The sequence below is a fragment of the Pectinatus haikarae genome (genome assembly GCF_050916305.1).
GTDB lineage: Bacteria > Bacillota > Negativicutes > Selenomonadales > Selenomonadaceae > Pectinatus > Pectinatus haikarae.
Window position 1 is genome coordinate 366892 of record NZ_CP116940.1, and the last position, 25251, is coordinate 392142.

The window sequence follows — 25251 nt, forward strand, 5'->3', positions numbered from 1 at the left end:
TATGGAAGTATTTGTAGCGGGACTTTCTGATAAAGAAAACACACGATATTGCCCTAAATGTGGCACAAAAATATATGAATGGTCAGGTGATGATGCGGGTAAATGCGATGAGTGTGATTTTAAATTTTATGTTATAGAGAAAGTAGAGAATAATGAATGAAACAGGGACTTGCAATAAAAAACGTAGGACGCAGCATAGACAGCAACCCTTATCGTCAGGCAGCAGCTATGCGCAGAAAGTTGACATCTGATGAGTTTAAAAGAAAAATGCTGCCAAGATTACCTATAGCATATAAAAGCTTCATACAGGCTAAATTTGAGAGGTGCGAGTGATGAAAAATAAAATAATGTTAATTAAGACAGACAAATGCTGTTTTATATCGGATTTGTACACTAATAAAAAAGATAGTTATGATTATAATTATCACCATTCGGCATTTGTAAATTGGCTATTTGACGATAAAAAGTGTACCCAAACTTGGGCAAAACATTGGTTTCGCATAGAAAAATACCCTGAAACCATTACTGTGGAGTGCGTTGAGACCATAAATAAGCGATATGAAATAAAAGATAAAAAATATATTACAGATAGTTTACCAGCAGTAATACTTTGTGCAAATAAAAATGATTACGATGAGGATGTGATTGACTCATTGTATGAATTTAAAAAGGATACTATCACTAGCCAGCAAAAGGTTGATGTAGAAATTGAAACAGTTTTAGAAGTTGAGAATTTCCATGAAGTGCCATTTGATTTTGTGGGTATCCATGAAATAAATTTTGGGGATAAGCCCTATCATATTACAAGTGCAGATGTACACCATCAGCTTATAGATGAAATAATGATACCCCAAGTGCTCTTAACAGAATACCCGTGCCGATTAACATCTAAGCAGATGTATGATATCACAAGACAATATGTTAGGGAACATATAGATAAAGAACAAGCATCAATAACTTCTGACTATGATTTTTGTTTTACAGTCAAAAAGATAATTCCGTTATATGAACCAGAAACATTAAGCTATCACTATATATTTGCCAGAACTAAAAAAGAAAGAGAAAAAGTACATTTCAGAGTAGCTAAACATAAAGAGTCAACAATATTTGAGATGACAGACGATATTAATCATTATAGTGGATACTCAATTATTGAAGGGTTGACTGCTAACAGTGAAAAAGAGCTAAAAGAAAAAGTTGACCTGTGGTTAACGGAATTGATGAAAAAGATAAATAAACCATTATGCACATGCGATAAATGTAAAGGAATAGGGATAATCGATAAGGCGTAACCGTGTCGAAATCGACCAGTTTAAACCTATTACTTTCGATAGGTTTAGAAATAACTAAAGGGCCATGCCGACACCTCAGTATGGCCAAATCTCATCACAGGAAGGAAAAGGGCATGAAGAAATACAACGATTATATCCAGACAGTAATACGCTACTTATCACGAAATGACGAGCTGCGTACATATTTGCAGAACCTTGAGGCTGATAAGGCCGCCAAGGAAGAAATGCTCAAGACCATCATGCACCCGATCACAGCGCAGTATTCGCTGACTGCTGGTTGTTCTAAGAGCAGCGACTCAAGCAAGGTTGAGCAGGAGACCGAGCGAAGAGAGAAGCTGCAGCATGAAATTGTCGAGCTCAATCTCAATATCACCGAAATCCGGACAAATCTGGATAGGGTGGATCGGGCAATGCAGCAGCTTGATGATGAGTCGCAAATTATCTTGAAAGGACGCTGGATCGAGAGGGATTCATGGGAGTTTATTTCAAGCCAGGTGCACTGCAATATAAAAACCAGCCGAAGAAAACATGATGAAGCTCTGCAAAGTATGGCAACAGCTGTATTCGGGCCGAAAGCGGTCCCTGAACAGCTGTCTTTCGTGTTTTTCAAGTAGTTGTGGATAAGTCGATTGTATGGATTTTACCTTTTCCTTACCCTTTCGATACCTTTTCGTTACCTTTTTCTTACCCTTTTAGTACCAAAAGAATACCTTTTTTGTCCTTTTTTTCTACGAAATCCGTAGTATACTAATAGCATAGAAATTTGACGATAGCCGCGCATCTGAATGTGCGGTTTTTGTGAGCATAGATATTTTCAAACGTATAATTAAAATAGGGAGCTTAATCTATATGGAAGATAAAAAACTAAATATTAATGAATATATTTTACACATATTCATTAATATCATATATGTTTTTATTATTTTGGGCCCAGGAATGTATTTTGGATATAAGAATCAATCAACAGAAATGATAACATCCATAGTCGGCGGAGCTATAGCAGTTGCTTTTTTGAATTTTGATAAAATAGCAGAAATAAGTGGGTTGGGATTTAAAGTAAAGAGAGTGGAAAAAATCATTGATGATGCAGATAATGCAGTTGAAAAGCTAAAAAATCTTGCTGCCCTTTATATAAACATTACTAGTAAGACATTTCTTTATCATGGCATAGTAGATGGTATTCCAGACAGAGATAGGGAGGATATTATTCGTGACTTAGAAACAATAATCACTGAATTTGAGGTTAATGACTCGAATGTAAAAAGAACACTATATGAGTGTAAATATAGTTTAGGGTGTTACTTATATAATGAATTAATTGGGATAGTAGATGATTTCGCAGTTAAGAACGCTCTTCGAAAATTAGGAACTAATAGGCATACTAGAAATTATGGTAATGCAAAGCTAGAAGATTTAATTCGCCCCGAAGAAATAACGGATAAATTAAATCACTATCCTGTAAACTTAAATGATCAAGAAAAAAAAGCTTTTGAAAAATATAAAAACTACATTTCTCATATACAATAAATAAAAAATAATCCTTATTCCGAGAATAACTACCCCATTTTATATGCTATACTATAGAAAAGTGAAGAGTAACACACAGCCGCTGCCGAAAGGTGGGCGGCTTTTGTGATATAATTATGTCATCTTATGGATGGGGTGATATTATGTTGGATACAAATAATTCCGCAATAACTGCAGCAGAAATTAGCATTATAGGAACAATATTATCTGGAGCAATTGCATGGCTAGTGGCTACTATCAAATGTAATAATGATCGGAGTATGAAATATAAGGAAATAATAACCGTTGAAAGAGTAAAATGGTTAAATAAAGTAAGAGAGAATATGGCAATGTGTACCGAAGCTGCTTATCAATTAAAAAGTGAATGCTGTAATAAGGAAAGTGATAGTCTCAAAATGGCCAAAGCTATGGATTTATTATGCCAAAATCTCGATTTACTTATTTTAATGTACACGCATTCTGAAGAAGACTTTGTAACAGATATTAAAAAATTTAAAAATACTATTGAAGATAAAGCAGATGAAATGTATGGGATATCTCACCTAAATAAACCTGGTTCATTAGAATCTATTGACATAAAAGAAGATATATCTACTTTCACTCAAAGATGTCAACAGATTTTAAAAAGAACATGGGAGCAAATAAAAGAAGAGGCAACCTAATATAAAAGCGTAGATACTGTACACCAAAATAACGGTGTTGAGCATTTGCGCTTATTTCTTTAACCTGCTAAGAAACTGATTGACTTTTCTTAGCGGTTTTTTAATGCCCAATTTCAATCAGGAGGTAAGATAGTATGCTGACAAAGGTATGCGGACGCTGTGGGCGAAAAATAAAAATCAATGAACAATGCGAATGCCAGAAGCAGCGACATAAGGAATATGACAGATACAGCCGCAATAAAGAGTCAGCAGCTATCTACCACAGCAAGATGTGGAAGCTGCTGTCAGATGACTGCAAGCGTAAATGTAACGGCCTGGATTTATACGCGCTGCATGTTAAGCATAAACTTGTAAAAGGCACGCTGAGTCATCACATCACTGAGATAGCAGAGGATAAGAACCGTGCTTATGACCAGTCCAATCTCATTTACCTGAGCGATAAAAGTCATGCAGAGATACATGAAGCCTATAAAAAATCAGAAATGTCAAAGAAGAAAATACAAGGGATTCTCTTTGATATCATTAAGGCCGGCGGGGGTACCTGAAAAAGTTTCAGAGATGAAAATATAGTACCGCGTATGGTCTTTTTTCGCGCAAAAATGCCAGAAATGAAAAATTCTAAAAAGGGGTGATAGCATGCCGGGAAGACCGCGAAAAGTTGTAGACATATCGACCGGAAAAATAGGGAAAAACAAACGCAGCGCCAGACGCCAGCAGGAAAAGAAAATAAAACTGCCGCGCGATGCGCTTTCACCGCCTGCCTGGCTTGATGAAGATGCCGCAGCCGAATTTACCCGCGTTGTTGCCGAGGCTGGACAGATCGATTTGCTGGATAATCTTGATCTGGCCATCCTTGCAATATATGCCAATGCCTGGAGTCGGTATATGAAACTTGTGCAGCATATCCATGACTATGGAGACACGGGTTACCGCAAAAATGGTTATGGGGAATATGAAACGGTGTCACCTTACCTGTCAGCGCAGGAACGCTATGTCAAACAGATCATGCAGTGCAGTACAAAGCTTGGCCTTGCCACGACAGACCGTCTCAAGCTGATCGTGCCTGTCAAAGAAGACAAAACCGTAAATAAATTCATCAAATTTCTGGATGCCTGATGACAGATCGGACGACTGCCTATGCAAAGCTGATTGTTTCGGGCGGGAAAATAGCTGGGCGCAGTGAATACCTTGCCTGCAGGCGGCATCTTGACGACATAGCAAATAAAGATTCGGCATATATCTTTGACAAAAAAGCTGCAGAAAAACATATAGATATCGCAAATACACTGACAATCGGCGAAGGTGAAGAGAAAAAGCCGCTAAAAACACGCGGCTTTCAGGATTTTATAATCGGCGCGTTATTTGGCTGGCGTAAAAAGCACAGCAAAGAGCGGAGATTCCGTGAAGCATATGTGCAGATGGGCCGGCAAAACGGCAAATCATTTATCGCCGGCGAACTAGGCAACGACTTTGCAGGATTTTCCGGTTATCAATTCGGGCGCATATTCTGCACGGCGACAAAGCAGGAACAGGCAAATATTGTCTGGGATGAAATAGATAAATTTATAGAGTCCGACGATGATTTAAAAGAGTTGTATAAAATCAGGACGCATGACCGCACGATTACAAGCCGAGTCACGGGTACTGTCATAAAGGCAATCGGGCGGGACACCAAAAGTGCGGATGGGTTCCGTAGTATTTTAGCTATAATTGATGAATATCATGCACACCCCACGAATCAGATGTACAAGCTCATGCTTGATGGGCAGATTACCGTTGACAATGCGCTCACAATTGCGATAACAACGGCAGGATTTGATTTAAACAGTCCCTGTTATAAACAGTATCAATTCTGCAAAAAGGTGTTGGCAGGGGCAATAAAAAAGGATTCCCTGTTTATTTTCATTGCCGAAATGGATAAAGATGATGATATATGGGACTCAAAAAACTGGGCAAAAGCAAATCCGCTGCATCTGTGGCATGCGGATAATACCCTAAATCAAAACATGCTGGCCCGCATGGCCGAAAAAGCAATAGATGCAAAAGAAAAACAAGGCGATGACCTTGTTAATTTTTTGACCAAATCGCTAAATGTCTGGGTGACATACGCGGGCGGCGCGCTGCTCAACCTCGATAAATGGAAAATGTGCGAAGCCGATCTGACATTGCAGGATATGAAAGGCCGGGAATGCTATCTTGGCATTGACCTATCTTCCGGCGGTGATTTAACCAGCATTGCGCTGGTGTTCCCGCTTGAGGGCGATAAAGTCTATATCTTCTCGCATAGCTTTATGCCAGAGCTGCGGCTGGCTGAACATGAAAAGACAGATGACGCACCGTACCGTGTTTGGGTTAATCAGGGACTTATTACCCTGACCAGCGGACTGTACGGCATAAAGACAGACTATAAAGCGATTATTGAGTATCTTAAGCAAGCGATCGCCGATTATAATCTAAAAATCATCGGCTGCGGTTATGACAATCACAATGCTGATACTTTTCTTGCTGATCTGGAAGATATCATGCCTTGCGATCTGACCGAAGTCGTGCAATCGGCAAGAAGTTTAAATGATGCAACAGTGGACTTTCAGCTGTCTGTCAAAGCATGTATGGTGCTCTATAATAAAAACAATGCGCTTTTAACATGGAGCATGGTCAACGCCATAACAACCAAAAACAGTTTTGGCGAAATAAAAGTCGATAAAATGACGCAGCCAGACCGCATTGATCCGGTTGACTGCGTGCTTGATTCTTGGAAACTGTATTTTATGAATAAGGATGACGGGCAGATATCAGCCGATGAAGCTTATGATATGTGGGAAAAAGCCATGCAGGCGGCAAAAAATATTGAATAGTGTCCACGTATAGAGGTAAGAATATATAACCAACAAAAAATTAAAAGAAAGGAGGCTAAAGAGTGTCATTTTTAAATAAAATGGTCGGTGCGTTTAGATCAAATATCAAAAATGATTCGGGCGGTTTTACTCTTTCTGATGTAAATGCTTTATTTTTTAATAATCGTATCGGCACCGACGGACCGGATATATCAGAGATAACCTATTTTATATGCATGAAAAAGCTGTCTGAATCGCTGGGAAAAATGCCTATTGCCTTAAAAGACAGCGACAAAAACAGGATAACGGACCATAACACTTATCAATATCTGAATGTGCAGCCAAATGCCGTTTTAACACCGGCACAGTTTTTCACATCCCTCGAATACTGTCGGAATCATTACGGTAACGGCTATGCTTACATTAACCGTAATCCGGACGGAAGTATGGAAGGGTTATATATCCTTGATCCGCGCATGGTGCAGATATGGGTTAACAATACAAGCCAGTTTACTCAAAGACAATATTATTATTTTTATACTGACAGCGTGAGCGGGCAAAGTTACTGGTTTTACCCGGATGATGTAATACATGTAAAAAGCTGGAAACTGGGCAGAAACGGGTTTGCCGGTAAAAGCGTCAGAGAAATATTGGCGTCATACATGCAAGGCAATAAAGCGTCGCAGCGTTTTTTAAATGACCTTTACCAAAAAGGATTGACGGCAAATGCCGTCGTTAAATATACTGGTGATTTAGATAAAAAAAGCATGCAAAATGTTATTGCCCAATTAACCGAATTAGCTGGACAACGCACAGACAGAATTATACCGCTGCCGCCAAATTGGGATATAGTGCCATTGGAATTAAAACTTACGGATAGCCAGTTTTACGAGTTAAAAAAGTTTTCGAGCCTGCAGGTGGCCGCAGCCTTTGGCATTATGCCAAACCACTTAAATAATTACGATAAGTCAAGTTATGCAAACAGCTCTATGCAGAACTTGACTTTTTACGTTGATACGCTGCTTTATAACATCACGCTTTATGAGCAGGAGCTAAACCGCAAGCTGCTGACGACAAAGGAACTACAGCAGGGACTCGGTTATGAATTTAATGTCAGCGTGATACTGCGCGGTGATCCGGCATCCCAGGCGGATATGCTTAATAAATATGTGGCCGGCAGCGTCTATTCAGTCAACGAAGCACGTCGCTATGCGGGCATGCCGCCGGATAAAGACGGCAATGTGATCATTGCCAACGGCAGCTATGTAAAGCTGCAGGATTTAGGCAGCGCTTATAAAAATAAGGCTATACCGAAAGGGGGTGAAGATGGCAAATGATGAAAGGTTTTGAAATTAAAAACGTGACTGATACATCGGCGGATTTATATGTCACCGGCCAGATAATGGATGATATGAGTAAGAATATGGTTAAGTTGTTTGGCGATGATGATACGGCAGGATTTGTGTTTCCAGTTGATGTAAAAAATCAACTGGATCAATTGAAGGGGAAAAGTCTTAATGTTTATATAAACAGCCCCGGAGGTACCGTATTTGCGGGTGTGGCCATAGCTAATATGTTAAAGCGCCATGATGGGGAAACCACTGCCATTGTTGATGGAGTCGCCGCAAGTATAGCAACGCAGATATTTTTTGCCTGCGATAATAAACAAATGCCTAAAAATGCCTATCTCATGATCCATAAACCAATGATGTCGACAGCCGGTAATGCTGATGAGCTTTTACAAGCAGCGGATACTCTCGATACTATCCAAAAAGGTATGGAATCTTTGTATGTTAGTAATGCCCAAAAAGGCATTACCGCTGATCAAATACATGAGATGGTTAATAAAACGACCTGGCTTACCGGTGAAGATGCAGCACAGATATTTAATATAAAAACGACAGATGCACTGCAGATGGTGGCCTGTGTCGGTAAACTCCCTGAAAATATCGGCAATATACCGGAAAATATCAAATTTGTAGCTGAAAATATGCCGAAAAAACCTGTAAAACAGCCGGAAAACAATGATAAAAGCATTGAAAAACTGGCAGAATATAAGCTCAAAAGGCAGAAAAATGACATAGCTGTTGCCCTGGCAATGGCTCAAATATTATAAAAAAGAGGTATAAAACATGAAAAAATCCGATGAAATCAAGAATCAGATCACACAGGTACGTGCTGAAATTGAAACATTGCAGTCAGCAGAGAAATTTGACGATGCCGCGGCTAAGGCAAAAGAGTTGACAGACCTTGTCCGGGAATATAATACCGTAAAAGCAATGGAGGACAGTGATTTCAGTAATTTCACGCAGGGCATGACACCGATAAACACAATTGCCGATAAAAACGACAAAAAGCTTATCAACCGCACATTTAACAAGCTCGTGTTTGGTCAGGTATTTAACCGGACTTTGACCGATGAAGAAAAAAGCGTAGTAGATAAAATTGTTAATGCCGCAGGAACTCCAGGACAGGTTGGTGCGACTCCGGCAAAAGGCGGCTATCTGATACCGACTGAACAGTTTGCCCAGCTTTTGGAATTCCGACGCTCCTATACTGCGCTGAAAAGCTTCTGCACGATAAGAGCTGCCGGCAGCCGCAACGGACAGCAGCCGACGATAGGTGAAGAAGACGGTACCCTGACTAACTTTGAAGAACTCAACGAAATAGCACAGAGCGATCTGGACTTTGCGCAAATAAAATATGCGGTGAAGGATTATGGCGATATTATCCCCATAGCAAACCAGCTGCTCGAAGATGTGGATATTGATCTTATGTCTGTTATCGGCCAGCGTTTCGCCAGAAAAGCGATCAATACGGAAAACGCGCAGATACTGGCCATTATCAATGCTCTTACTGCAACGGTACCGACAACCGGTTATAAGTCGATTCAGACAGCGTTAAACAAAACTTTAGATCCCGCGATATCCGCAGGTGCGACTATTTTTACAAACCAGACGGGATACGATTATCTTGACCAGCTGACAGACAGCAATAAACGTCCGCTGCTTACTGCCAGTCTTGCCGATCCCACGCAGTATCTTTTCAAAGGGCGCCGTATCGTCATGCTGAAGGATACGCTTTTAGCTAATGACACCACTACCGAAGCCGGCAAAACTCTTGCTCCGTTTGTTGTCGGTTCTATGTCTGACTTGATACACTTTTTTGACCGTGTGGGAATTGAAATTGCGGTGTCTACTGAAGCCGGATTTACTAAAAATGCAACTTTTGTCAGGGCAATAGAACGCTTTGACGTGCAGGAAGTGGATTCCGCGGCAATGACTTACCTAAAACTTGATGTTGGCGCTTAAGGTGACATTATGAGCGTGACACTTGATGAAGCAAAGCTTTATTTGCGTGTTGACAGCACTGTTGAGGATGATTTAATAAATAATCTTATTGCAGCGTCCGAGTCATATTTAAAGGACGCTGTGACAGATTATGCAACAAATATAACCGACAGCGGTTTTGCGGCAAAGGCAAAAATTGCACAATTGGCCATTATCACAGAAATGTATGAAAACCGTAATTCAACGCAGGACGGAGCAAAAGATTATGGTTATGCGATAAGAACACTAATTACGCAAATGCAGTATTGGAGCAGCTCATGAAAATAAATAAAATGTCGCATAGAATAAAAATTATGAAACCGGTATCGGGCGGAGCAGATGAAGGCTTTGGTGAGCCGATAAGCTTTACCTCTGACGGTGATATTTGGGCGGAGTTTTTACGAGTCAGGATTGTTCCAACGGCAATGATCGGCAGCGGTGAAACAGTCGAGACAACGCAGGGTATGCGCATACGTCCCCGTAATATTGAAAAAGGCTGGAAAATTATTGAAGGTGAGCATACCTATAAGGTGCTGCATGTCGATACATCAACCCCAGGGGAAATTATACTGACAACAAAGGAGGTCGATCCGTAATGCCGCGATTTATATATGCTAATATCGAAGAAGGTGTATTTAAGGCAACAGCTCAGATTGAAAAATACGATATCGCAACGCAGGGAAAAATCAAAGCAGCCATTAAAAATGGAACTACCGCGGTTTTTGAACAGGCGATCAGAAATGCCCCAATGTCGGCAACAGGTAATCTGAAAAAGGGCATCAAAATGGAAACGAATACCAATTACAGCTATGCAAGCGGTGTTGTAAAATCTACTGCACCGCATTCACATCTTGTCGAGTTTGGCAGTAGAAAACGTCTTGTATATCCAGTACGACGAAAGGCAATGCTGATAAACGGCCGTTTTGTAAGGGGCTATATAAATAATGGGGCAATGCCGAAAAAACCTTTCCTGCGTCCGGCAATGGATAAAGAACGTCCGGGCATTGAGGAAAGCATTAAGAAGGTACTGCAATGATTATTATTAAGGATATACCGCTTGTGCCGTTGCAAAAAGCGGTGTTTGCCCTTATCAAAACAGGACAGGATAAGCCTATATATGGTAATGTGTCGGAAAAAACGTCATTACCGTATATGACAATAGGTGCGATAAACTTCAAAAATGCCGGCGTAAAAAATGCCGTAATCTGGAATGCATCAATGCAGATAGATATATGGGCCGGCAATAATGACAAGGAAGTTGTAAATAGTATTCTGAATGATGTATCGGTGCTTATCACAGCAAAAGGACGGGAACTTGAAGTAGAAGGTTATACCGTTATTGACTGCGATGTTGATTTTGTTGAAACATTCCCGGAAGAGACGTATGGATATCATGGCGTACTAACGGCGATCTTTAAATTGCAAAAGAAATGAAATGAGGAAAAAATATGTTAACAGATCAGGAATTGAATAATTTACCGGATAACCCGAACGTATCCGTAGCCGAGGCAGGCAAAGATACACTGCTCTATTTGAACAAGGGAGCTGTTGATGTTCCCGATTGGCTTATCATTGGCGGGCAGAGGAACACTCCACTTAGCAGAAAAGCAAATACACTTGACGCATCGCATAAAACCTCCGGCGGCTGGGGTTCAACCGTGCCGGGACTCAAAAGCTGGTCGATAGACTACAGCGGCTTGCAGATCATGAGTGATGAAGCCTTACAGATGATCGATTACTGCTTTATAAATGATAAACAAGCGCATGTAAAAATTGCTTATAAAAATGGTTCTTACCGTACAGGCTGGGCCTATATCACTGAGTACAATGACGACAATGCCCATGATGCGATAGGCACAGTGAAAATAACACTCGAAGGCAACGGACCGATCTCTGAACTTATCACGGCAGCGACTATTGATAAAACAACCGCTGCATTTAGCAAAGCTGCTCCTGCTGATGCTGTGTTTACTATTTCACCGTCGACAACAGCGGTAAGCACTGTTAAAAACGGCAGCACTACACTTACGGCTGGCACTGATTACAGCTATAGCAGCGGCACGCTGACAATTAAGCAGTCTTATCTCGATGCACAAAGCAACGGTGATGTAGTTCTTGCCGTGGCTACTGACACCACGGCATTTACCTTAACTATTACTATAAGTGCATAAAAAAGAGGAATAAATAATGAAAAACAGTGTAGATATTGTAATCGGTAAAGCCGATAAGCCAATCAAAAAATATGAGCTATGTTTTAATATAAAATCGCTTGCAAGAATGGAAAGGGCAATAGGTAAATCAATCACATCTTTGTTTGCAGCAGGTCCGAGGGGATTAGTACAGCAGCTTGATATCAATGTCACCACTGCGGCACTGCAAAACGGCATTGTGGACGATAAAGGGATAGACATAGAACAAGCCTATGATATTATTCAGGAATTTTGTGACAACGGTGGTACACTTGATCGCCTGAATGCAAAAATAATCACAGCAATAAATGAAACCGGGCTTTTTATTCCGGGGGTGAAGGAAACGCCCCCGGAAGTGGTGTACGAGAGCAAAAAATAAGATCATTTGCACATTGGATTGAGCGGTCTGAAAGAATAGCATACGGACCGCTTAATTTATTGCCGACTCAATTCGAAAACTTGCAGCCGCATGAATTTTATAAGCTTATTGATGGATATGAGGCAAGAGAAAAAGAAAATGATTTCAAACGTGCATATTTTACCTCATGGCTTATTGCTCCGCACCTGAAAGAACCGGTAACGGTGCAGCAAATAATGAAACCGCTTCATGAGAGTAAAGAAGATCAATTAAAAAAGGCTGCTGAAGACAGAAACATTCTGCTAAAAGAATTTGGTCTGCGGGAGCCGGAAAGGAAATAAATATGTCAGTAATATCCGAACTGATGGTAAAAATAGGCGCTGATTCGTCTGGACTGTCAAAAGAACTTGATAAATCCCAGACGGAAATAAAACAAGCCTTTAATGTCAATCCTGTCAATGAAATGCAAAATGCGCTAACCGGAACTACGAGCAGCGTCAGTGCACTTATAACAAAATTTGCCGGACTTGCGGCAGTTACCGCAGGTGGTTTTGGCTTATCAAGTATAGTACAAAGTGCAGTCGATGCAGGAGAAAATGTCTATCAATTGTCCAACAGACTGCATATAACAAATGCCGAAGCTGTTGAAATGTCAAGGATATTGAAACTTACCGGTGCTGACGTTCAGACAGCAGCAAGCGCTTTCCTGCGTTTTGATAAAAATCTTGTATCTAACAGTACAGAAGGGAAAAAGGCGCAGGCTACTTTAAAAGCCGTTGGTGTGTCAATGCAGGATTCAAGCGGCAAGCTCCTGCCGCTCAATGAGCAGCTTAAAAATCTTGCACAGGGCTATAAACTTGCCAGCGATGCAGGATACGGGCAGGAATTTATCATGAACACCCTTGGTGTTCGTGGTATGACACTTACGAAAACTCTGCAAAACTATACCGAAGCGGCTGAAAATGCTGCAAAGGTAAAGGGGATAGGTCTTGATGTTGAGCAGATGCACAAGATATCGCAGCAGTTGGACGTACTCAAAATGCAGGCAGGACAGTTAGAGCTTGTTGGCGGAGCTGTATTCGCACCGATTGCAGCAGAATTATTTCCCCCAATTATTGCGGGATTGGCTGAAACGGCGAAATATGTTGCAGCAAATAAAACAGAGATTATTGATTTATCAAAAGACTTACTGGAACTTGTTGCCATCTATAAAACATTCCAGGCTGTCAGCTCAATAAGCAGCAAGGTATCAGATGTCTGGGCGCAGACAAAACCTGCATCTACTGGTACCAGTGTGGCAGGTGACGCGGTAATAAGTGCATCTCAGCAAAAAAGTATTGATAAACGCACACGCTTACTTGATCAGGCTGCTGAAAAAGAAAAGAAAACTATGCAGCAAACGGTCATGGCGATGCAGATATCAGAGGAAGAAAAAGCGGCTCTGGTTACCAAAAGTTGCGTTGAGATAGAGCAGAGAACTGCCATCATGGCTGAAAAAATAACAACTGATATGACTGCAGCTTATCAGGCGATGAATACTGAAAATGCTGCAAGTGCAGAAAAACAGACAGCAGGATTTGCGAGCGTTCAGATCGCCGCTACTGAAGCCGCGGCAAAAGTAGCTGCGGTCAACGCGGGGACAGCTGAAAGTGCAAACCTTGTTATCAGTGCAAATGAACGTGTTGCTGAATCAGAAGCAGTAAAGGCGGATTCCGCAAAAATTGCCTCTGCAGCTGCAGTTGAAGCCAATGCAGCTATAGCAGAATCAGCTGAAGCGGCAAGAATAGTTGAGGTGGAATTAGGCGAATCAATTGATCTGGTAGGAATACAGGCAATAGCCGCAGGAGAAAAGGCAGTAGCGGCACAGACGGAAAGCACAGCCGCTACTCAGGCAGCAGCTATAGAACAGGAAGCTTTAGGTGCAAAAACGGCGCTTGCAGGTGATGCGGCTGTTGCTGCCGGGACAAAAACCGTTGTGGCAACAGACAGTGCTGCAACAGCTGTTACAAGACTGACATCATTAGTATGGGCGTTAGCCGGCGGCTGGTTAGGCGTAGCTGCCGCAATTGGTTATGCTATCTACAAAATGTATGAATGGAAACAACAAAAAGATACGGAAAATCGCAATAATACTTATGATCTCAATGATAAAAAATATTTCTGGAATAAGGATACAAATTCGTGGACTACACAGGAAGATGACAACGATGCCGGCTATACGGTTTATGATCCTAAAACAGGCGGTTATACTGCAAATGCACAAAAAACTGTAGAGGTGACGGATGAAGATACAGTTTCTCAGCTTGACCAGGCGGCTGGGGAAAGATGGCTTGATACTGATCAAGGCAAAGCGTGGGCAGCACAGCAAGAGGCAGAAAGAAAGCAGGCTGACATAGATGCTCAACAGCAAGCACTGGCATCGCAATTTGCAGATATTAACAATATTGGTGAAAAAACTCCAAAAGAAAAAAAGCAAAAAGCACCTGAGGTTTTACATTATTCGCTGCTTGAAACTGACCAATTAAAGCCATATGCAAATGAAATTGAATATGCGGCAAATACATATGGCATCGATCCTAATTTTTTAGCATCAATAATTTTAACGGAAAGTAACGGAGATCAAAACGCTGTATCATCAGCGGGTGCAATAGGACTCGGGCAGCTAATGCCGGACACTGCGGCAGGCCTTGGAGTCTCTAATCCATATGATCCAGATGAAAACATAATGGGTTCAGCGCAGTATGCAGCAGGTCTGTATCAAAAATATGGTGATTACAGATTAGCAGCGGCAGGATATAATGCCGGCGGCGGTGCTGTTGAAAAATATGGAGATGTTCCTCCTTACGAAGAAACGCAAAATTATGTTGCAAAAGTAATGGGGCTTTATAATTCATCGTCAACGTACTTTGCCAACGGGACAGAAAAAAATAATCAGCAAAATATTCAAAAAAAGCTTGAAGATTTAAAAAAGGCACAGCAGGAAGCAACGTCACTAATGAATTCTATGCAGGAGGGAATTTATGGCGAAACCGCAACGACTTATCAGCAGGGCATGAGTAAAGTTGTTGCAGACGTAGCGCAAAAAAGTGGTGAAATAGCAAAGCTGCAGGCCGCAGGTGTAAATGTCGACGGTCTGAAGACAGAACTCAATGAGTATGAAACCGTAATGAAAACAAAGGTCGTTGATGCCTGGAAAAAATCATGGTCCGAAGTCAAAGAAGATACTAAAAGCACATTGGCTGCCGTAAACGATGATTATGCTGCTGCCGCCGATGTCGAATATCAAACGGCACTACGTAAATTGGCAGATGAGCGTAAAGAAAAATTAAAAGCAATAGCCGAAGATCAGAATGATGCGGTTGCTAAAGTCGCTGTCGAAGAATGGGCAAATGCTCAACTTTTAGCAGCTCAGAAAAAATACGATGAAGCAATCAAGCAGTCACATGAAAAAAGGATGCAGGCGCTTGAGGATGAAGGCGATTACAGGAAAATAATTGAAGAACTTACAAATAATCCGCAGGCAGAAAAAAATGATCTTGATATTGATGGACAAAAAGCTCTTGCTAAAGAATATGTAACACTTTGGGATGATGCTCACAGTTCTATTTACAATAATTTAGCGAGTTCAGCAAGTTCATTTTACAGTTCGATGTCATCGTCTATGTCAGATTTTATAACTGGTACTCATTCAGCAATAGATGTTGTTCATGATTTCGAGAAATCAGTTCTTAATGCCATTGCAAACATAGTGGCACAAAGAGCTTCGGCACAAATAACGAACTCACTGCTGGGAGTGGTATCAACAGCTTTCGGTGTATCAACAGCTATGTCAGCATCGTGGACAACAGATGTCACTAACCCGGAAGACATGACCGACCTTATGACCTCTGTTCCTGCGTTGGCAAATGGTGGTATAGTGTCTGCCCCGACGCTGGCTTTAATTGGAGAAAAACCGGGCGTAAGCGAAGCTGTTGTGCCGCTTCCCAGTAATGGATTAATTGGCGGCGGGGGCGGTGTACAGGTAAATATCGTCAATAATACAAATTCAAACGTGCAGATGCAAAGCAGTTCTTATGACGACAGCCTGCAAAAAACAGTTTTGAATTTCGTTGTTGATGGTGTGCAGCGAAACGTAAATAATTCAGCGAGCAGTCTGAAAACGCTGCTGTCATCGAGGTGATAAAATGAATACTTTTCCTGAAATAGCCGCGCCTAATATATCATCTGCATCTAATTGCAGCGAAAGCTTTACCGAAAGCATGGCAGACAGCACGATCAGCACGACTACTGATGCAAATTATAAAATAACAAGGCCGCGTACAACAAAAATGATAAGTACGTGGTCTTTTTCATGGGTAGCTTTATCCGATGATGATTATGTGTTATTAAAAGCTTTTTGGCAACAGGTCGGGAAGTTTGCTTCTTTTTCGTGGATAAATCCGATTGACGGGCAATCCTACGTTGTAAGATTTTCGGGAGATTTTTCTTTTCAGCATAATCACCCCGCCGGCTGGCAGGGGACGCTTAAATTCGAAGAGGTGTAAAAAATGCAGATATGGTCACTTGCCGGCATAATAGAAAAAAACAAACTCGCCAACGATATGCCTTTTTTGCTGCTGGTACAGGTTGAGCATAGTTCACTGACAGAGCCGATCAGGCTTGCACGCAATACTGAAGACGTCAGCTGGAACGGCCAGGCATGGTATAAGTTCCCAATCGAGATAGACAGCATAACGCAGGATGGCAAAGAAGTTCCCTCTCTTAACCTTAAAGTAAGCAATATCAGCGGTGTCATACAGACATACATTCAAAAATACGGCGGCTTTGTTGATGCAACAGTAACTATATATATTATTCATGCAGCTCATTTAGGCAATACTACGCCGGAGTTTTCAATCACTTTGAGCAATAATATGACGCAGTATGATGAAAACTGGGTAACATTCGCTCTGACCAGCGACAAGGATTTTGCATGGCAGTATCCGCCGAACAAATATAATCGTGATTTTTGTCGCTGGAAGTTTAAATCCGTGCGTTGTGGTTATGCTGGGTCGGCAAGCGCTTGCAATGGCACTCTGTCGACATGCAGGATTGCGTCACGTTTTGGCGGAGAGCCGGGTGTTGAAAGTGGCAGCTAGGAGGGATAATAATGCAGTATGATGATCTTATCGGCATACCATTTAAAGACGGCGGGCGGGATAAAACGGGCCTTGACTGCTGGGGACTGGCAAAAGAAATATATTATCGCAAAGGTATAGACCTGCCGGAATTTAATATATCGGCAATGGCCACAAACCGAATAACCGATGCCCTGACGAAAAATAAACCGCTGTGGAAAAAATTAAATAAGCCGGAAGAATATGCACTTGTTGTCATAAAGCTTGTCTGTGGCGGCTGGGCAGATCATGTTGGAGTATGTATTGATAATAATAAATTTATCCATGCATACCGCAGAACTGGTGTTGTTATCGATCGATTGCCGAAATGGCAATCCCATATAGCCGGTTTCTATGTTCCGGGGTGGTTGCGATGATAGAAATAATAATTGTCAAAAATCCCTTTGAACCGCATTTCAAAGCAATACGACGGGAAGAATTTGTTGCAGGAAAAACGGTAAAAGAATATTATCCTGATGCAGATATTTTTGTCGTTAATGGAGAGCTTATAAAGCAGCCGGAAAAGCGTAAAATAATAAAAGATAATACCCAGATCATAGTTACTCAGCATATCGGCGGGGGCGGCGGACTCGGCAAAATATTAGGCTACGTGGCAACTATTGCACTTATCGCTTATACAGGCAATATAGCTGCTGGTGGTTGGGCCGTTGGTAACGTTGGCTTTTTTGCTGCTGGACATTTAGGCGCAATTTTAGCGTCTGGTGCCGTTATGTATCTGGGCGGCAGATTAATAAATTCAGTTTTCCCGCAGAAATCGGCAGCCGCAACAATAAATAACAGCGACACTACTCAAACATATGGTTGGGATATCCCAACGCCTACGGCGGCAGAAGGAAATGTCATGGGCATAACCTTCGGCGAATGCATTCCGCAGGCACAGGTTCTTACGCAGCATGTTGAAACTGTAAACAGCCAGCAATATCTTAATTTGCTTCTTTGCGGTGGAATAGGACCTGTTGATGAAATAAAAAATATCCGCATCGGAAATAATGATATTGGCAATTATACTGATGTCCAGATCGAGACAAAGCTCGGCACGAATGATCAGGATTCTATATCATTTTTTAACAATAATCCTATTGATCAGTCGGTAAGTCTCGAACTTGGCAGCAGCCCGCTTATTCAGACAACAAACAGTGAAAAAGCTGTATCGCTTGAAGTGACAATGGAATGGTCAGGCGGCTTATTTAAAATAAATGACGATGGCAGCTATACATCGACGACCGTGACAATTGCCCTTATGTACAGGCAAAAAGGTACAACTGCATGGAATAGCTGGAATGCTTCCTGGTCAATTACTGCGGCGCAGAGTTCACTTGTTGCTCAGTCAATTCGTATAGATGGACTGCCGGAAGCGCAATATGAAATCAGGGCCGAAATGATCAGCCGCGATACATCAAGCAGAGCGAGCACTATAACGCGCTGGGCGCTTTTAACGAGCTATGAAAATGGCAAATACTGCCGGCAGGGGAAAGTGCTTGTTGCGCTCAGAATACTTGCAACAAATCAATTGTCGGGCGGTGTACCGTCAGTTAATTGGCGGCAGGTACGCAATAATGTATGGGTCTTTAACCCAGATAGCGGGGTTTACGAACAAAGATCTGCTAAAAATCCTATCTGGGCGGCCTATGACATTCTGCATCAATGCTACTACCTGAAAAATATCAATACGGGCAGCTATGAATATGTCGTTGAGGGCATTGATAAAAGCCGGCTGATAAAATATTGGGACCAATGGGTGGATGCTGCTGCCTATGCTGATGAAATGATTTTAAATAACGATGGTGAACAGGAAAAACGCTTTGAATTCGATGCATTTTTCGATACATCCGAAAAAAGAATTACACAAGCACAAAAAGCCGCAACCGTGGGCCATGCGACTATATTATCACATGGCAATGATATTGGTATTGTTGTTGACAAACCGGGAACCGTATGCCAGATTTTCGGTGAAGGCAGGACGACTGTATCATCGGTGAAAGGCAGCTTTACATCTCTTGATGAACGCGCAAAAGAAATTAATGTCACCTATAACGATATCGATAATGATTTTAAAAATACTCAGTTTCTGACAAGGTCACAGACATGGAATGATTCTGACCAGGATAATACAACCGATCTGACGCTGTTTGGTGTGGCAAGACGTTCACAGGCATGGCGCGAAGCAATAAGATCATTGGCAACAAATGAACGGCAGCTGCAGGATATTGAATTCAGCGCAGATATAAATGCTATGGTATCAGAGTTTGGCGACATTATCGGATTTAATCATGCGGTCAGCCAGATCGGCATAGCATCAGGCAGAATAGTTGCTGTAAGTGATAATACTATTCAGCTTGATAAAGAAATAACTCTGTCATCTGCTTTATTATATGAAATAATAATACAGCGCTATGATGATACAATAGTCAAAAAAAGCATTGTTAGTCAGGATGCAACAACGAATTTGCTTGAAATTCAGGTTCCTTTCAGCTCTGACGAAAAACCGCAGCAATATGATGTGTATTGCCTAGGTGAAACGGAAAAAGCGGTAAAACCGTTCAGAGTTATCAATATCAGCCGTGACGGTGATCAACTGTGTAATATAAAGGCAGTCGAGTATGATGAAGCAGTATATAGCGACAGCCTTGATTACTCTAAGTATCCGGTGATTGACTATACGCCGCCTAATTCACAGCCGGAAGTAGACAGCCTTTCGGCCGCCGAAGAAACTTATATGCAGCGTGACGGTACTACAATATCAAACATAAACGTGTCGTGGTCACTGCAAAGAGGTCAGTCGGTAGATGAATTTGTTGTAGGTTTATCAGAAAATGGCGTATCCTACCAGACCGCCAAAACGACAAATGACATGAAATGCATAATAGAAAATGTTAAGACCTATATAACTTATTATGTGCATGTTTATACGGTAAAAGATGGCATTGTTTCAAAAGGCCAGACGGTTTCAGTATATATCACTGGCAAAGATGCTCCACCGCAGGATATAAGTAAGCTGTATATAATCCAATCAGGAGAATATCTGACAGCATCAATTATAGAAAATGATGATCCGGATATAAATTATTATGAACTGCGCACAGGAGTAACCTGGACGACATCGACAATAGTCGGAACCTTTACCGGAAACTCTTATAAATTTGAAGCTCTGAACGAAGGCACTCAAACTTTTTGGATTAAAGCGGTCGACAATAGCGGTAATTATTCCCTAAATGCCACAAAGGCAACTGTCAACGTGATTAATTTGCCGACTAAAAACATTATATTTCAGCGGACTGAAAATCTGGCAGACTGGAATATAACCAATATGTATATGGATCAATTCGGTGCTTTGAATGCATTCAGCGACAGTGTCCCGATAGGTTCTCTGGAATTTTTCTCGGATATATTCAAACAGCTTAGCTTTTCAAAAATTTGCACAGCATATGTACCTATTATTGATTTAGGCCCGAATATAGTAGATACAGCCTGTTTTTGGATTGATCAATGGGGCGTGCTGTACGTAAAAAGCAACGAGACAATCGAAACCTTAGCAAAATTCGGTGATATGTTCGGTAATGGCCCATGGACACCGATAGATGTAAAATACTTGGCAAGTACATTCATGTCAATAAAACTGAAAAGCAATGCTGGCGATGATATCGTAATTACACAGGATTACCGAACGAGTGTAGATGGCAAAGCATGGTCTGACTGGATATCATCCACACACAGGCAGTTTTATGGCAGATATATTCAAATACGCTTGGCTGGGCAGTCACTTTCGGGATTAAATCAGCTAAAAATATCTGGGGCTGAAACAGATATTGATGTTCCCGACACCGAAGAGATCATCGAAAATATTGAAGTGCCCGCGGCCATAAAACATATATCTTTTAAACAGAAATTCTTTACCGTGCCAAGCAGTGTAGCATTATTTACATCAGACTTGAACAGCAAACAGGCCACCTGGCGCATGTCAAATTTAGACGCAGATGGATTTGATCTTGAAATACTGGATGATAGCGGCAATAACATGGCAGGCATGCTCATAAGAGCGGATATAAGGGGGTATTAACTTGATAGATTTTAATATTGGTATGGGACCGGAGCAGGGCATCAGTAATTTAACTGCTCTGCTGGCAACACTCAATTTTTGGGAACCGGGTGCAATACCCGCCGTCGGCGATACGGTAAAAAGTCACAGCGTGACCGCAAACTGCATGCTTTACGCGGAATGTACTGTATCGGGTACAACGGGCAACAGCGAACCGGAATGGCCGGCTGCCGGACAAACGGTAGTAGACGGTACAGTTACTTGGACAATAAAAGATTTAAGAAAACCAGATATCCAAACGGTTCCTGTCGGAGCAGGACATGAATATTATGGCGACACAGCTCCTGCCGGATACCTGCTGTGCAATGGTTCTGCGGTGAGCCGGACAACATATGTAAATTTATTTGCGCTTTTAGGCACTAAATTTGGAACTGGCGACGGCTCAACAACTTTCAATCTGCCCGATCGACGAAGCAGGGTGGGCGTCGGCCTTAATTCTGCTGATTCTGATTTTGCTACCTTGGGCAAAAACGGCGGAGAAAAAACTCATATATTGACTACTGCCGAGATGCCATCCCATGGTCATACTGCAACCACTGATGCACAAGGCAACCATAGACATAGCCTTATCTATGCAGATAATGCAGGAACTGCTAGTGCGCAAGCTAAGGCGGGTATTGGTGGATCGGATTGGGAGGAAACTGGTTGTCAGTACGCTGGTACGCATACACACAATGTGACGATCGCAAACAATGGTTCAGGTGCAGCACATAATAATATGCCGCCTTATATAGTAGTCAACTACATTATTAAATATTGAAAGGTGATAATATGTCGCAAGAACTATTTCAGTTGGAAAACGGACAGATATCTATTGCAAAAAATAATATAGATTATATTGACACATTGGAGAATTTCAAGCTAGATTATGCTAATTGTCCTTCTTTTTCACATGAATTTGTTCTATATAATAGAACATTAGAACAATATGTCCTTGATTCTGAAATACAAGCATATACCGCACAGTCTAATCTTGATACCTGTATTGATTCAGTACAGACAATAATTGATGCTCAAAAAAAGAGGAATCCTGATACGACAGATACATCTACAGCAACAAATCCAACAAGTACCTGAGAGGAAAATGATTATGAAAATACGATCTTCCTGCCGCCATAGAGCGGCTATTTTTATGCAATAAATGAGGTGGTGATTGCTTGGAATGGTTACAAGTGATGGTACAGTCAACAATAGTCATGACTTTTATTGGCTGTGTATTTAGTTATTTTATCCTCAGGCCGCTTAATGTTTCTATCCAGAAACTTGATAAAAGTGTTGAAAAGCTCGGTGAAAGATCACAAATGATGGACCTGCGGCTTGTAAAAGTTGAAGAGAGTACGAAGTCGGCTCATCATCGTATTGATCATCTTGAGGAGTCGATTACGGAAAGGCGGTGATCTCAAAAATCGGTATCTAGGAAAGGAGTGAGAGCTTGAAAAATATACAAAAGTATATGATTGAAGCAATAACGGGGGCGTTCATGCTCCTGTTTTTGTTTTGGTCCGTTGGTTATTTTGCCAATGCTCTGTACGGGACAAAGTTTGATATAAAGTCATGTTGGGATGGCTTTACGACCTTGGGAGGTGCGGGAGTATTGGCTATGGTTAAATACATCATGGACAGCTGGAAAAACAGTAGTGACGGCGATAAACCGTATGAAAGGAAAGATAAAAATGATAATAACAGTAACTAAGGCCGGAGCAGATATCGCAGCAGATGAACTGGACAAAATACAGCAGATTTTTAAAGAAAGCCATAATCCTAACGAAAGTATTATCAACACGTTCCCTGGTGCAACTTTTGACGGGCATACCGTTGACTTAGGCGGTAACGGGGAAATTTTTAAAACGGAGGTAAATGTTGACTATGAAAATTATTGATCTGTCCGCATGGCAGGAAAATGTAAACTGGCAAGCGATTGCCGATGCCGGCATCGGCGGCGTCATCTTGAAAATAGGCGAGCGCTCAAAGCTTGATGATATGTTTATTGATCACGTCAACAATGCAGTCGCTCATGGCTTAAAATATGGCGTGTATTATTATGGTCATGCTGCTAATGTTGATACCGCAAAAGTCGAAGCAGCGCAGGTTGACGCGTGGATAAAAACTTATCTGGACGGTAAAAATCCGGAATTGGGCATCTGGTACGACGCGGAAGATGACAGCATGTTATCTGGTCCGCGAAATGTTGTATATCCAATTACTGCGTTTATCACAGCGCTAAACGCGGCTGGTTATGGCTATGTTGGGCTGTACAGTTCTTATAACTGGTTATCTAATCAGATTGATCTAACTTGTCTGCCGGATTATGTGCCGATCTGGCCAGCGCAATACGGCTATCATGAGAACAGCTTTCAGATTGAACATCCTGAACGCATCGTAAAGATATGGCAGTATACAGACCGTTACAGTGATGAATTGCCTTATGACGCAAGCGAATATTATGAGTAATTTTGAAAGGGAGTTTTAAAAATGGCAAACGAAACCACGACCACGCAAACGGTGACAGAAGATGAAGCAGCGATAAAGGCTGATATTACAAACATGCAGGCTGCAATTACGGACCTGAAAGCAAAGGGAGAAAATCTTTTCACCGCAGAAATAAATAACATTGAAGAAAAGATAAAGACTAAGGAAGCGCAGCTCAAAACTGAAGCTTCAGAAGCTATTACGACAGCAGAGACAGATGTTACAAGCTGGTGGGACGATCATAAGGCGGACATATTTAATTATGCCAAGATCGCAGCATTGATCTACATTGCGGTCCGACTGACTATGTAAGGAGTGGTGATATGGCTGGTATCAGCTTTATAAAAAATCATAAGAAGATCATCGTAGGTGCGCTGGCCGCTGTTATTTTAGGTATCAGCGCATATTTCATATATGAACATTTGCACCCGGCCAAGCCGGTGACAAATGAATCGCAACAGCAAGCGGAAACACCGGCTGGTGTCGAGCAGGCTGCCAGCAATGCACAGGTGCCTATATCTACTGGTCAAGCGCAGGAAGCCGCTAAAGAAATAAAATATATTGTATCGTCCGGTCAACAGCCGCAATACATTGTCTACACGACAGCAAGCGAAGCACCGGCAGCCGAAAAAACTGCACAGGAAAAAGCCGGAGCCGACTTTGCAATCGTGACAGAGCCATCCAACCCGACCGAAACGGTAGACACCTCCAAATTACCGCAGGACACGCAAATAAGCCTGAACCAGTATAATGTTCAAGCTTACAAAAAAATCCTTCATACGGTCAGCTACGCACCGAAAGCGATAGATAATCCGAGCCCGAAAGAAATTGGTTATTCTGTCGCAAAGAAAATTACGAAAGATGGCAAGTATCTCGGTGTTGGTGTTGATTATAATTTTGATGACAAGGCGACGATTGTGAAATTAGAATATACGTGGTAACGAAAAAGCCCTCAACATTGGCATAAAACCAGTGCTGAGGGCTTTTTTTATTTTTAAAATAATTTATAAAAAAAAATAAGCAATATCTTCGTATTAGATACTGCCTATCATTATTCTATGAAGTTGTGCCCGATTTGTGCCCATATTATACTTGAATGTCTGTGCCCAAATTGCCACAATCCTTTATTTACAATGGTGGAGACGAAGGGGATCGAACCCTCGACCTCTTGAATGCCATTCAAGCACTCTCCCAACTGAGCTACGTCCCCATATTAAATTTGGTGGAGATGAAGAGGATTGAACTCTCGACCTTACGGATGCGAACCGTACGCTCTCCCAGCTGAGCTACATCCCCACAGTTTGTCGAAGGCCTCTTG

The 25251-nt window shown here is 41.6% G+C and carries 32 protein-coding genes and 2 tRNA genes; 32 read left to right on the forward strand and 2 right to left on the reverse strand.

All coding sequences use genetic code 11. From position 1 onward, the window contains the following. Position 1 precedes the first annotated feature (1 nt). From NXG61_RS01810 to NXG61_RS01965, 32 genes are all read left to right on the forward strand, one after another. Positions 2-160, forward strand: coding sequence for a hypothetical protein (locus NXG61_RS01810; protein WP_307224261.1), 159 nt, complete (start codon positions 2-4; stop codon positions 158-160). Next, a complete protein-coding gene (locus NXG61_RS01815) occupies positions 157-333 on the forward strand; it encodes a hypothetical protein (protein WP_307224260.1) in 177 nt (58 codons plus the stop codon). Before NXG61_RS01810 ends, NXG61_RS01815 begins: the two co-directional genes overlap by 4 nt. After that, positions 333-1292: a hypothetical protein gene (locus tag NXG61_RS01820; protein WP_307224258.1), complete on the forward strand. Its 960-nt coding sequence runs from the start codon at positions 333-335 to the stop codon at positions 1290-1292. The genes NXG61_RS01815 and NXG61_RS01820 overlap by 1 nt, the downstream gene beginning before the upstream one ends. 113 nt (positions 1293-1405) lie before the next feature. Further along, positions 1406-1906 (forward strand): hypothetical protein, encoded by a 501-nt coding sequence (locus NXG61_RS01825; RefSeq protein WP_307224256.1) that lies wholly within the window; start codon positions 1406-1408, stop codon positions 1904-1906. A 235-nt stretch (positions 1907-2141) separates the two neighbouring features. Further along, a complete protein-coding gene (locus tag NXG61_RS01830; protein WP_307224254.1) occupies positions 2142-2819 on the forward strand; it encodes a hypothetical protein in 678 nt (225 codons plus the stop codon). Positions 2820-2962: 143 nt separating this feature from the next. Beyond that, positions 2963-3481, forward strand: a complete 519-nt coding sequence (locus NXG61_RS01835) for a hypothetical protein (RefSeq protein ID WP_307224251.1) — start codon at positions 2963-2965, stop codon at positions 3479-3481. Between the two features lie 134 nt (positions 3482-3615). After that, a complete protein-coding gene (locus tag NXG61_RS01840; protein WP_307224249.1) occupies positions 3616-4026 on the forward strand; it encodes a hypothetical protein in 411 nt (136 codons plus the stop codon). A 91-nt stretch (positions 4027-4117) separates the two neighbouring features. After that, on the forward strand, positions 4118-4597 hold the full coding sequence (locus NXG61_RS01845; RefSeq protein ID WP_307224247.1) for a phage terminase small subunit P27 family: 480 nt from the start codon (positions 4118-4120) through the stop codon (positions 4595-4597). Beyond that, entirely contained in the window at positions 4597-6336 is a 1740-nt protein-coding gene (locus tag NXG61_RS01850) for a terminase large subunit (protein WP_307224246.1), read from the forward strand. The genes NXG61_RS01845 and NXG61_RS01850 overlap by 1 nt, the downstream gene beginning before the upstream one ends. Positions 6337-6398: 62 nt before the next feature. Then, positions 6399-7652, forward strand: a complete 1254-nt coding sequence (locus NXG61_RS01855) for a phage portal protein (protein WP_307224244.1) — start codon at positions 6399-6401, stop codon at positions 7650-7652. Beyond that, positions 7649-8431 carry a head maturation protease, ClpP-related gene (locus tag NXG61_RS01860; RefSeq protein WP_307224242.1) on the forward strand — a complete coding sequence of 261 codons (783 nt, stop codon included), beginning with the start codon at positions 7649-7651 and terminating at the stop codon, positions 8429-8431. The genes NXG61_RS01855 and NXG61_RS01860 overlap by 4 nt, the downstream gene beginning before the upstream one ends. A gap of 16 nt (positions 8432-8447) precedes the next feature. Then, complete coding sequence (locus NXG61_RS01865; protein WP_307224240.1) at positions 8448-9626, forward strand: phage major capsid protein; 1179 nt, start codon at positions 8448-8450, stop codon at positions 9624-9626. 9 nt (positions 9627-9635) lie between these two features. Next, positions 9636-9926 (forward strand): head-tail connector protein, encoded by a 291-nt coding sequence (locus NXG61_RS01870; protein ID WP_307224239.1) that lies wholly within the window; start codon positions 9636-9638, stop codon positions 9924-9926. Continuing rightward, positions 9923-10240 (forward strand): head-tail adaptor protein, encoded by a 318-nt coding sequence (locus NXG61_RS01875; RefSeq protein WP_307224237.1) that lies wholly within the window; start codon positions 9923-9925, stop codon positions 10238-10240. Before NXG61_RS01870 ends, NXG61_RS01875 begins: the two co-directional genes overlap by 4 nt. Further along, complete coding sequence (locus NXG61_RS01880) at positions 10240-10680, forward strand: HK97-gp10 family putative phage morphogenesis protein (RefSeq protein WP_307224235.1); 441 nt, start codon at positions 10240-10242, stop codon at positions 10678-10680. Before NXG61_RS01875 ends, NXG61_RS01880 begins: the two co-directional genes overlap by 1 nt. Beyond that, on the forward strand, positions 10677-11078 hold the full coding sequence (locus NXG61_RS01885) for a DUF3168 domain-containing protein (protein ID WP_307224233.1): 402 nt from the start codon (positions 10677-10679) through the stop codon (positions 11076-11078). The genes NXG61_RS01880 and NXG61_RS01885 overlap by 4 nt, the downstream gene beginning before the upstream one ends. A 14-nt stretch (positions 11079-11092) precedes the next feature. After that, the gene (locus tag NXG61_RS01890; protein WP_307224231.1) at positions 11093-11815 is read left to right on the forward strand and encodes a phage tail tube protein; all 723 of its coding nucleotides are present in this window, start codon (positions 11093-11095) and stop codon (positions 11813-11815) included. A 16-nt stretch (positions 11816-11831) separates the two neighbouring features. Continuing rightward, entirely contained in the window at positions 11832-12212 is a 381-nt protein-coding gene (locus NXG61_RS01895) for a hypothetical protein (RefSeq protein WP_307224229.1), read from the forward strand. Positions 12213-12271: 59 nt separating this feature from the next. Further along, positions 12272-12532, forward strand: a complete 261-nt coding sequence (locus tag NXG61_RS01900; RefSeq protein WP_307224227.1) for a hypothetical protein — start codon at positions 12272-12274, stop codon at positions 12530-12532. A 2-nt stretch (positions 12533-12534) separates the two neighbouring features. Then, positions 12535-16371 (forward strand): lytic transglycosylase domain-containing protein, encoded by a 3837-nt coding sequence (locus NXG61_RS01905; RefSeq protein WP_307224225.1) that lies wholly within the window; start codon positions 12535-12537, stop codon positions 16369-16371. Between the two features lie 4 nt (positions 16372-16375). Beyond that, positions 16376-16735 carry a hypothetical protein gene (locus tag NXG61_RS01910; protein ID WP_307224223.1) on the forward strand — a complete coding sequence of 120 codons (360 nt, stop codon included), beginning with the start codon at positions 16376-16378 and terminating at the stop codon, positions 16733-16735. Between the two features lie 3 nt (positions 16736-16738). Next, positions 16739-17329 (forward strand): DUF1833 family protein, encoded by a 591-nt coding sequence (locus tag NXG61_RS01915; RefSeq protein ID WP_307224221.1) that lies wholly within the window; start codon positions 16739-16741, stop codon positions 17327-17329. 11 nt (positions 17330-17340) lie between these two features. Then, positions 17341-17724, forward strand: coding sequence for a C40 family peptidase (locus NXG61_RS01920; protein WP_307224219.1), 384 nt, complete (start codon positions 17341-17343; stop codon positions 17722-17724). Further along, positions 17721-21425 (forward strand): TipJ family phage tail tip protein, encoded by a 3705-nt coding sequence (gpJ, locus tag NXG61_RS01925; RefSeq protein ID WP_307224217.1) that lies wholly within the window; start codon positions 17721-17723, stop codon positions 21423-21425. The genes NXG61_RS01920 and gpJ overlap by 4 nt, the downstream gene beginning before the upstream one ends. A 1-nt stretch (position 21426) precedes the next feature. Further along, positions 21427-22224 (forward strand): phage tail protein, encoded by a 798-nt coding sequence (locus NXG61_RS01930; protein WP_307224216.1) that lies wholly within the window; start codon positions 21427-21429, stop codon positions 22222-22224. Positions 22225-22235: 11 nt separating this feature from the next. Continuing rightward, positions 22236-22541, forward strand: a complete 306-nt coding sequence (locus tag NXG61_RS01935) for a hypothetical protein (protein WP_307224214.1) — start codon at positions 22236-22238, stop codon at positions 22539-22541. Positions 22542-22621: 80 nt separating this feature from the next. Next, a complete protein-coding gene (locus NXG61_RS01940; RefSeq protein WP_307224212.1) occupies positions 22622-22861 on the forward strand; it encodes a hypothetical protein in 240 nt (79 codons plus the stop codon). Positions 22862-22896: 35 nt separating this feature from the next. Further along, complete coding sequence (locus NXG61_RS01945) at positions 22897-23157, forward strand: hypothetical protein (protein ID WP_196603420.1); 261 nt, start codon at positions 22897-22899, stop codon at positions 23155-23157. Beyond that, entirely contained in the window at positions 23138-23344 is a 207-nt protein-coding gene (locus NXG61_RS01950; RefSeq protein WP_196603419.1) for a hypothetical protein, read from the forward strand. The genes NXG61_RS01945 and NXG61_RS01950 overlap by 20 nt, the downstream gene beginning before the upstream one ends. Then, positions 23322-23915, forward strand: coding sequence for a GH25 family lysozyme (locus tag NXG61_RS01955; protein ID WP_307224209.1), 594 nt, complete (start codon positions 23322-23324; stop codon positions 23913-23915). Before NXG61_RS01950 ends, NXG61_RS01955 begins: the two co-directional genes overlap by 23 nt. 21 nt (positions 23916-23936) lie before the next feature. Then, positions 23937-24245 carry a hypothetical protein gene (locus tag NXG61_RS01960; protein ID WP_307224207.1) on the forward strand — a complete coding sequence of 103 codons (309 nt, stop codon included), beginning with the start codon at positions 23937-23939 and terminating at the stop codon, positions 24243-24245. Positions 24246-24256: 11 nt separating this feature from the next. After that, entirely contained in the window at positions 24257-24874 is a 618-nt protein-coding gene (locus tag NXG61_RS01965; protein ID WP_307224205.1) for a hypothetical protein, read from the forward strand. Positions 24875-25067: 193 nt separating this feature from the next. On the opposite strand, the gene NXG61_RS01970 is transcribed toward NXG61_RS01965, so the two are convergent. Beyond that, positions 25068-25143: transfer RNA gene (locus tag NXG61_RS01970), tRNA-Ala, on the reverse strand. Between the two features lie 10 nt (positions 25144-25153). Beyond that, positions 25154-25229, reverse strand: a tRNA-Ala gene (locus NXG61_RS01975). Positions 25230-25251 lie beyond the last annotated feature (22 nt).

Bases quoted from the DNA above. Each gene is read 5' to 3' on its own strand.
- NXG61_RS01810 (WP_307224261.1), top strand. From the start codon at position 2: ATGGAAGTATTTGTAGCGGGACTTTCTGATAAAGAAAACACACGATAT.
- NXG61_RS01815 (WP_307224260.1), top strand. From the start codon at position 157: ATGAAACAGGGACTTGCAATAAAAAACGTAGGACGCAGCATAGACAGC.
- NXG61_RS01820 (WP_307224258.1), top strand. From the start codon at position 333: ATGAAAAATAAAATAATGTTAATTAAGACAGACAAATGCTGTTTTATA.
- NXG61_RS01825 (WP_307224256.1), top strand. From the start codon at position 1,406: ATGAAGAAATACAACGATTATATCCAGACAGTAATACGCTACTTATCA.
- NXG61_RS01830 (WP_307224254.1), top strand. From the start codon at position 2,142: ATGGAAGATAAAAAACTAAATATTAATGAATATATTTTACACATATTC.
- NXG61_RS01835 (WP_307224251.1), top strand. From the start codon at position 2,963: ATGTTGGATACAAATAATTCCGCAATAACTGCAGCAGAAATTAGCATT.
- NXG61_RS01840 (WP_307224249.1), top strand. From the start codon at position 3,616: ATGCTGACAAAGGTATGCGGACGCTGTGGGCGAAAAATAAAAATCAAT.
- NXG61_RS01845 (WP_307224247.1), top strand. From the start codon at position 4,118: ATGCCGGGAAGACCGCGAAAAGTTGTAGACATATCGACCGGAAAAATA.
- NXG61_RS01850 (WP_307224246.1), top strand. From the start codon at position 4,597: ATGACAGATCGGACGACTGCCTATGCAAAGCTGATTGTTTCGGGCGGG.
- NXG61_RS01860 (WP_307224242.1), top strand. From the start codon at position 7,649: ATGATGAAAGGTTTTGAAATTAAAAACGTGACTGATACATCGGCGGAT.
- NXG61_RS01865 (WP_307224240.1), top strand. From the start codon at position 8,448: ATGAAAAAATCCGATGAAATCAAGAATCAGATCACACAGGTACGTGCT.
- NXG61_RS01870 (WP_307224239.1), top strand. From the start codon at position 9,636: ATGAGCGTGACACTTGATGAAGCAAAGCTTTATTTGCGTGTTGACAGC.
- NXG61_RS01875 (WP_307224237.1), top strand. From the start codon at position 9,923: ATGAAAATAAATAAAATGTCGCATAGAATAAAAATTATGAAACCGGTA.
- NXG61_RS01880 (WP_307224235.1), top strand. From the start codon at position 10,240: ATGCCGCGATTTATATATGCTAATATCGAAGAAGGTGTATTTAAGGCA.
- NXG61_RS01885 (WP_307224233.1), top strand. From the start codon at position 10,677: ATGATTATTATTAAGGATATACCGCTTGTGCCGTTGCAAAAAGCGGTG.
- NXG61_RS01890 (WP_307224231.1), top strand. From the start codon at position 11,093: ATGTTAACAGATCAGGAATTGAATAATTTACCGGATAACCCGAACGTA.
- NXG61_RS01895 (WP_307224229.1), top strand. From the start codon at position 11,832: ATGAAAAACAGTGTAGATATTGTAATCGGTAAAGCCGATAAGCCAATC.
- NXG61_RS01905 (WP_307224225.1), top strand. From the start codon at position 12,535: ATGTCAGTAATATCCGAACTGATGGTAAAAATAGGCGCTGATTCGTCT.
- NXG61_RS01910 (WP_307224223.1), top strand. From the start codon at position 16,376: ATGAATACTTTTCCTGAAATAGCCGCGCCTAATATATCATCTGCATCT.
- NXG61_RS01915 (WP_307224221.1), top strand. From the start codon at position 16,739: ATGCAGATATGGTCACTTGCCGGCATAATAGAAAAAAACAAACTCGCC.
- NXG61_RS01920 (WP_307224219.1), top strand. From the start codon at position 17,341: ATGCAGTATGATGATCTTATCGGCATACCATTTAAAGACGGCGGGCGG.
- gpJ (WP_307224217.1), top strand. From the start codon at position 17,721: ATGATAGAAATAATAATTGTCAAAAATCCCTTTGAACCGCATTTCAAA.
- NXG61_RS01935 (WP_307224214.1), top strand. From the start codon at position 22,236: ATGTCGCAAGAACTATTTCAGTTGGAAAACGGACAGATATCTATTGCA.
- NXG61_RS01950 (WP_196603419.1), top strand. From the start codon at position 23,138: ATGATAATAACAGTAACTAAGGCCGGAGCAGATATCGCAGCAGATGAA.
- NXG61_RS01955 (WP_307224209.1), top strand. From the start codon at position 23,322: ATGTTGACTATGAAAATTATTGATCTGTCCGCATGGCAGGAAAATGTA.
- NXG61_RS01960 (WP_307224207.1), top strand. From the start codon at position 23,937: ATGGCAAACGAAACCACGACCACGCAAACGGTGACAGAAGATGAAGCA.
- NXG61_RS01965 (WP_307224205.1), top strand. From the start codon at position 24,257: ATGGCTGGTATCAGCTTTATAAAAAATCATAAGAAGATCATCGTAGGT.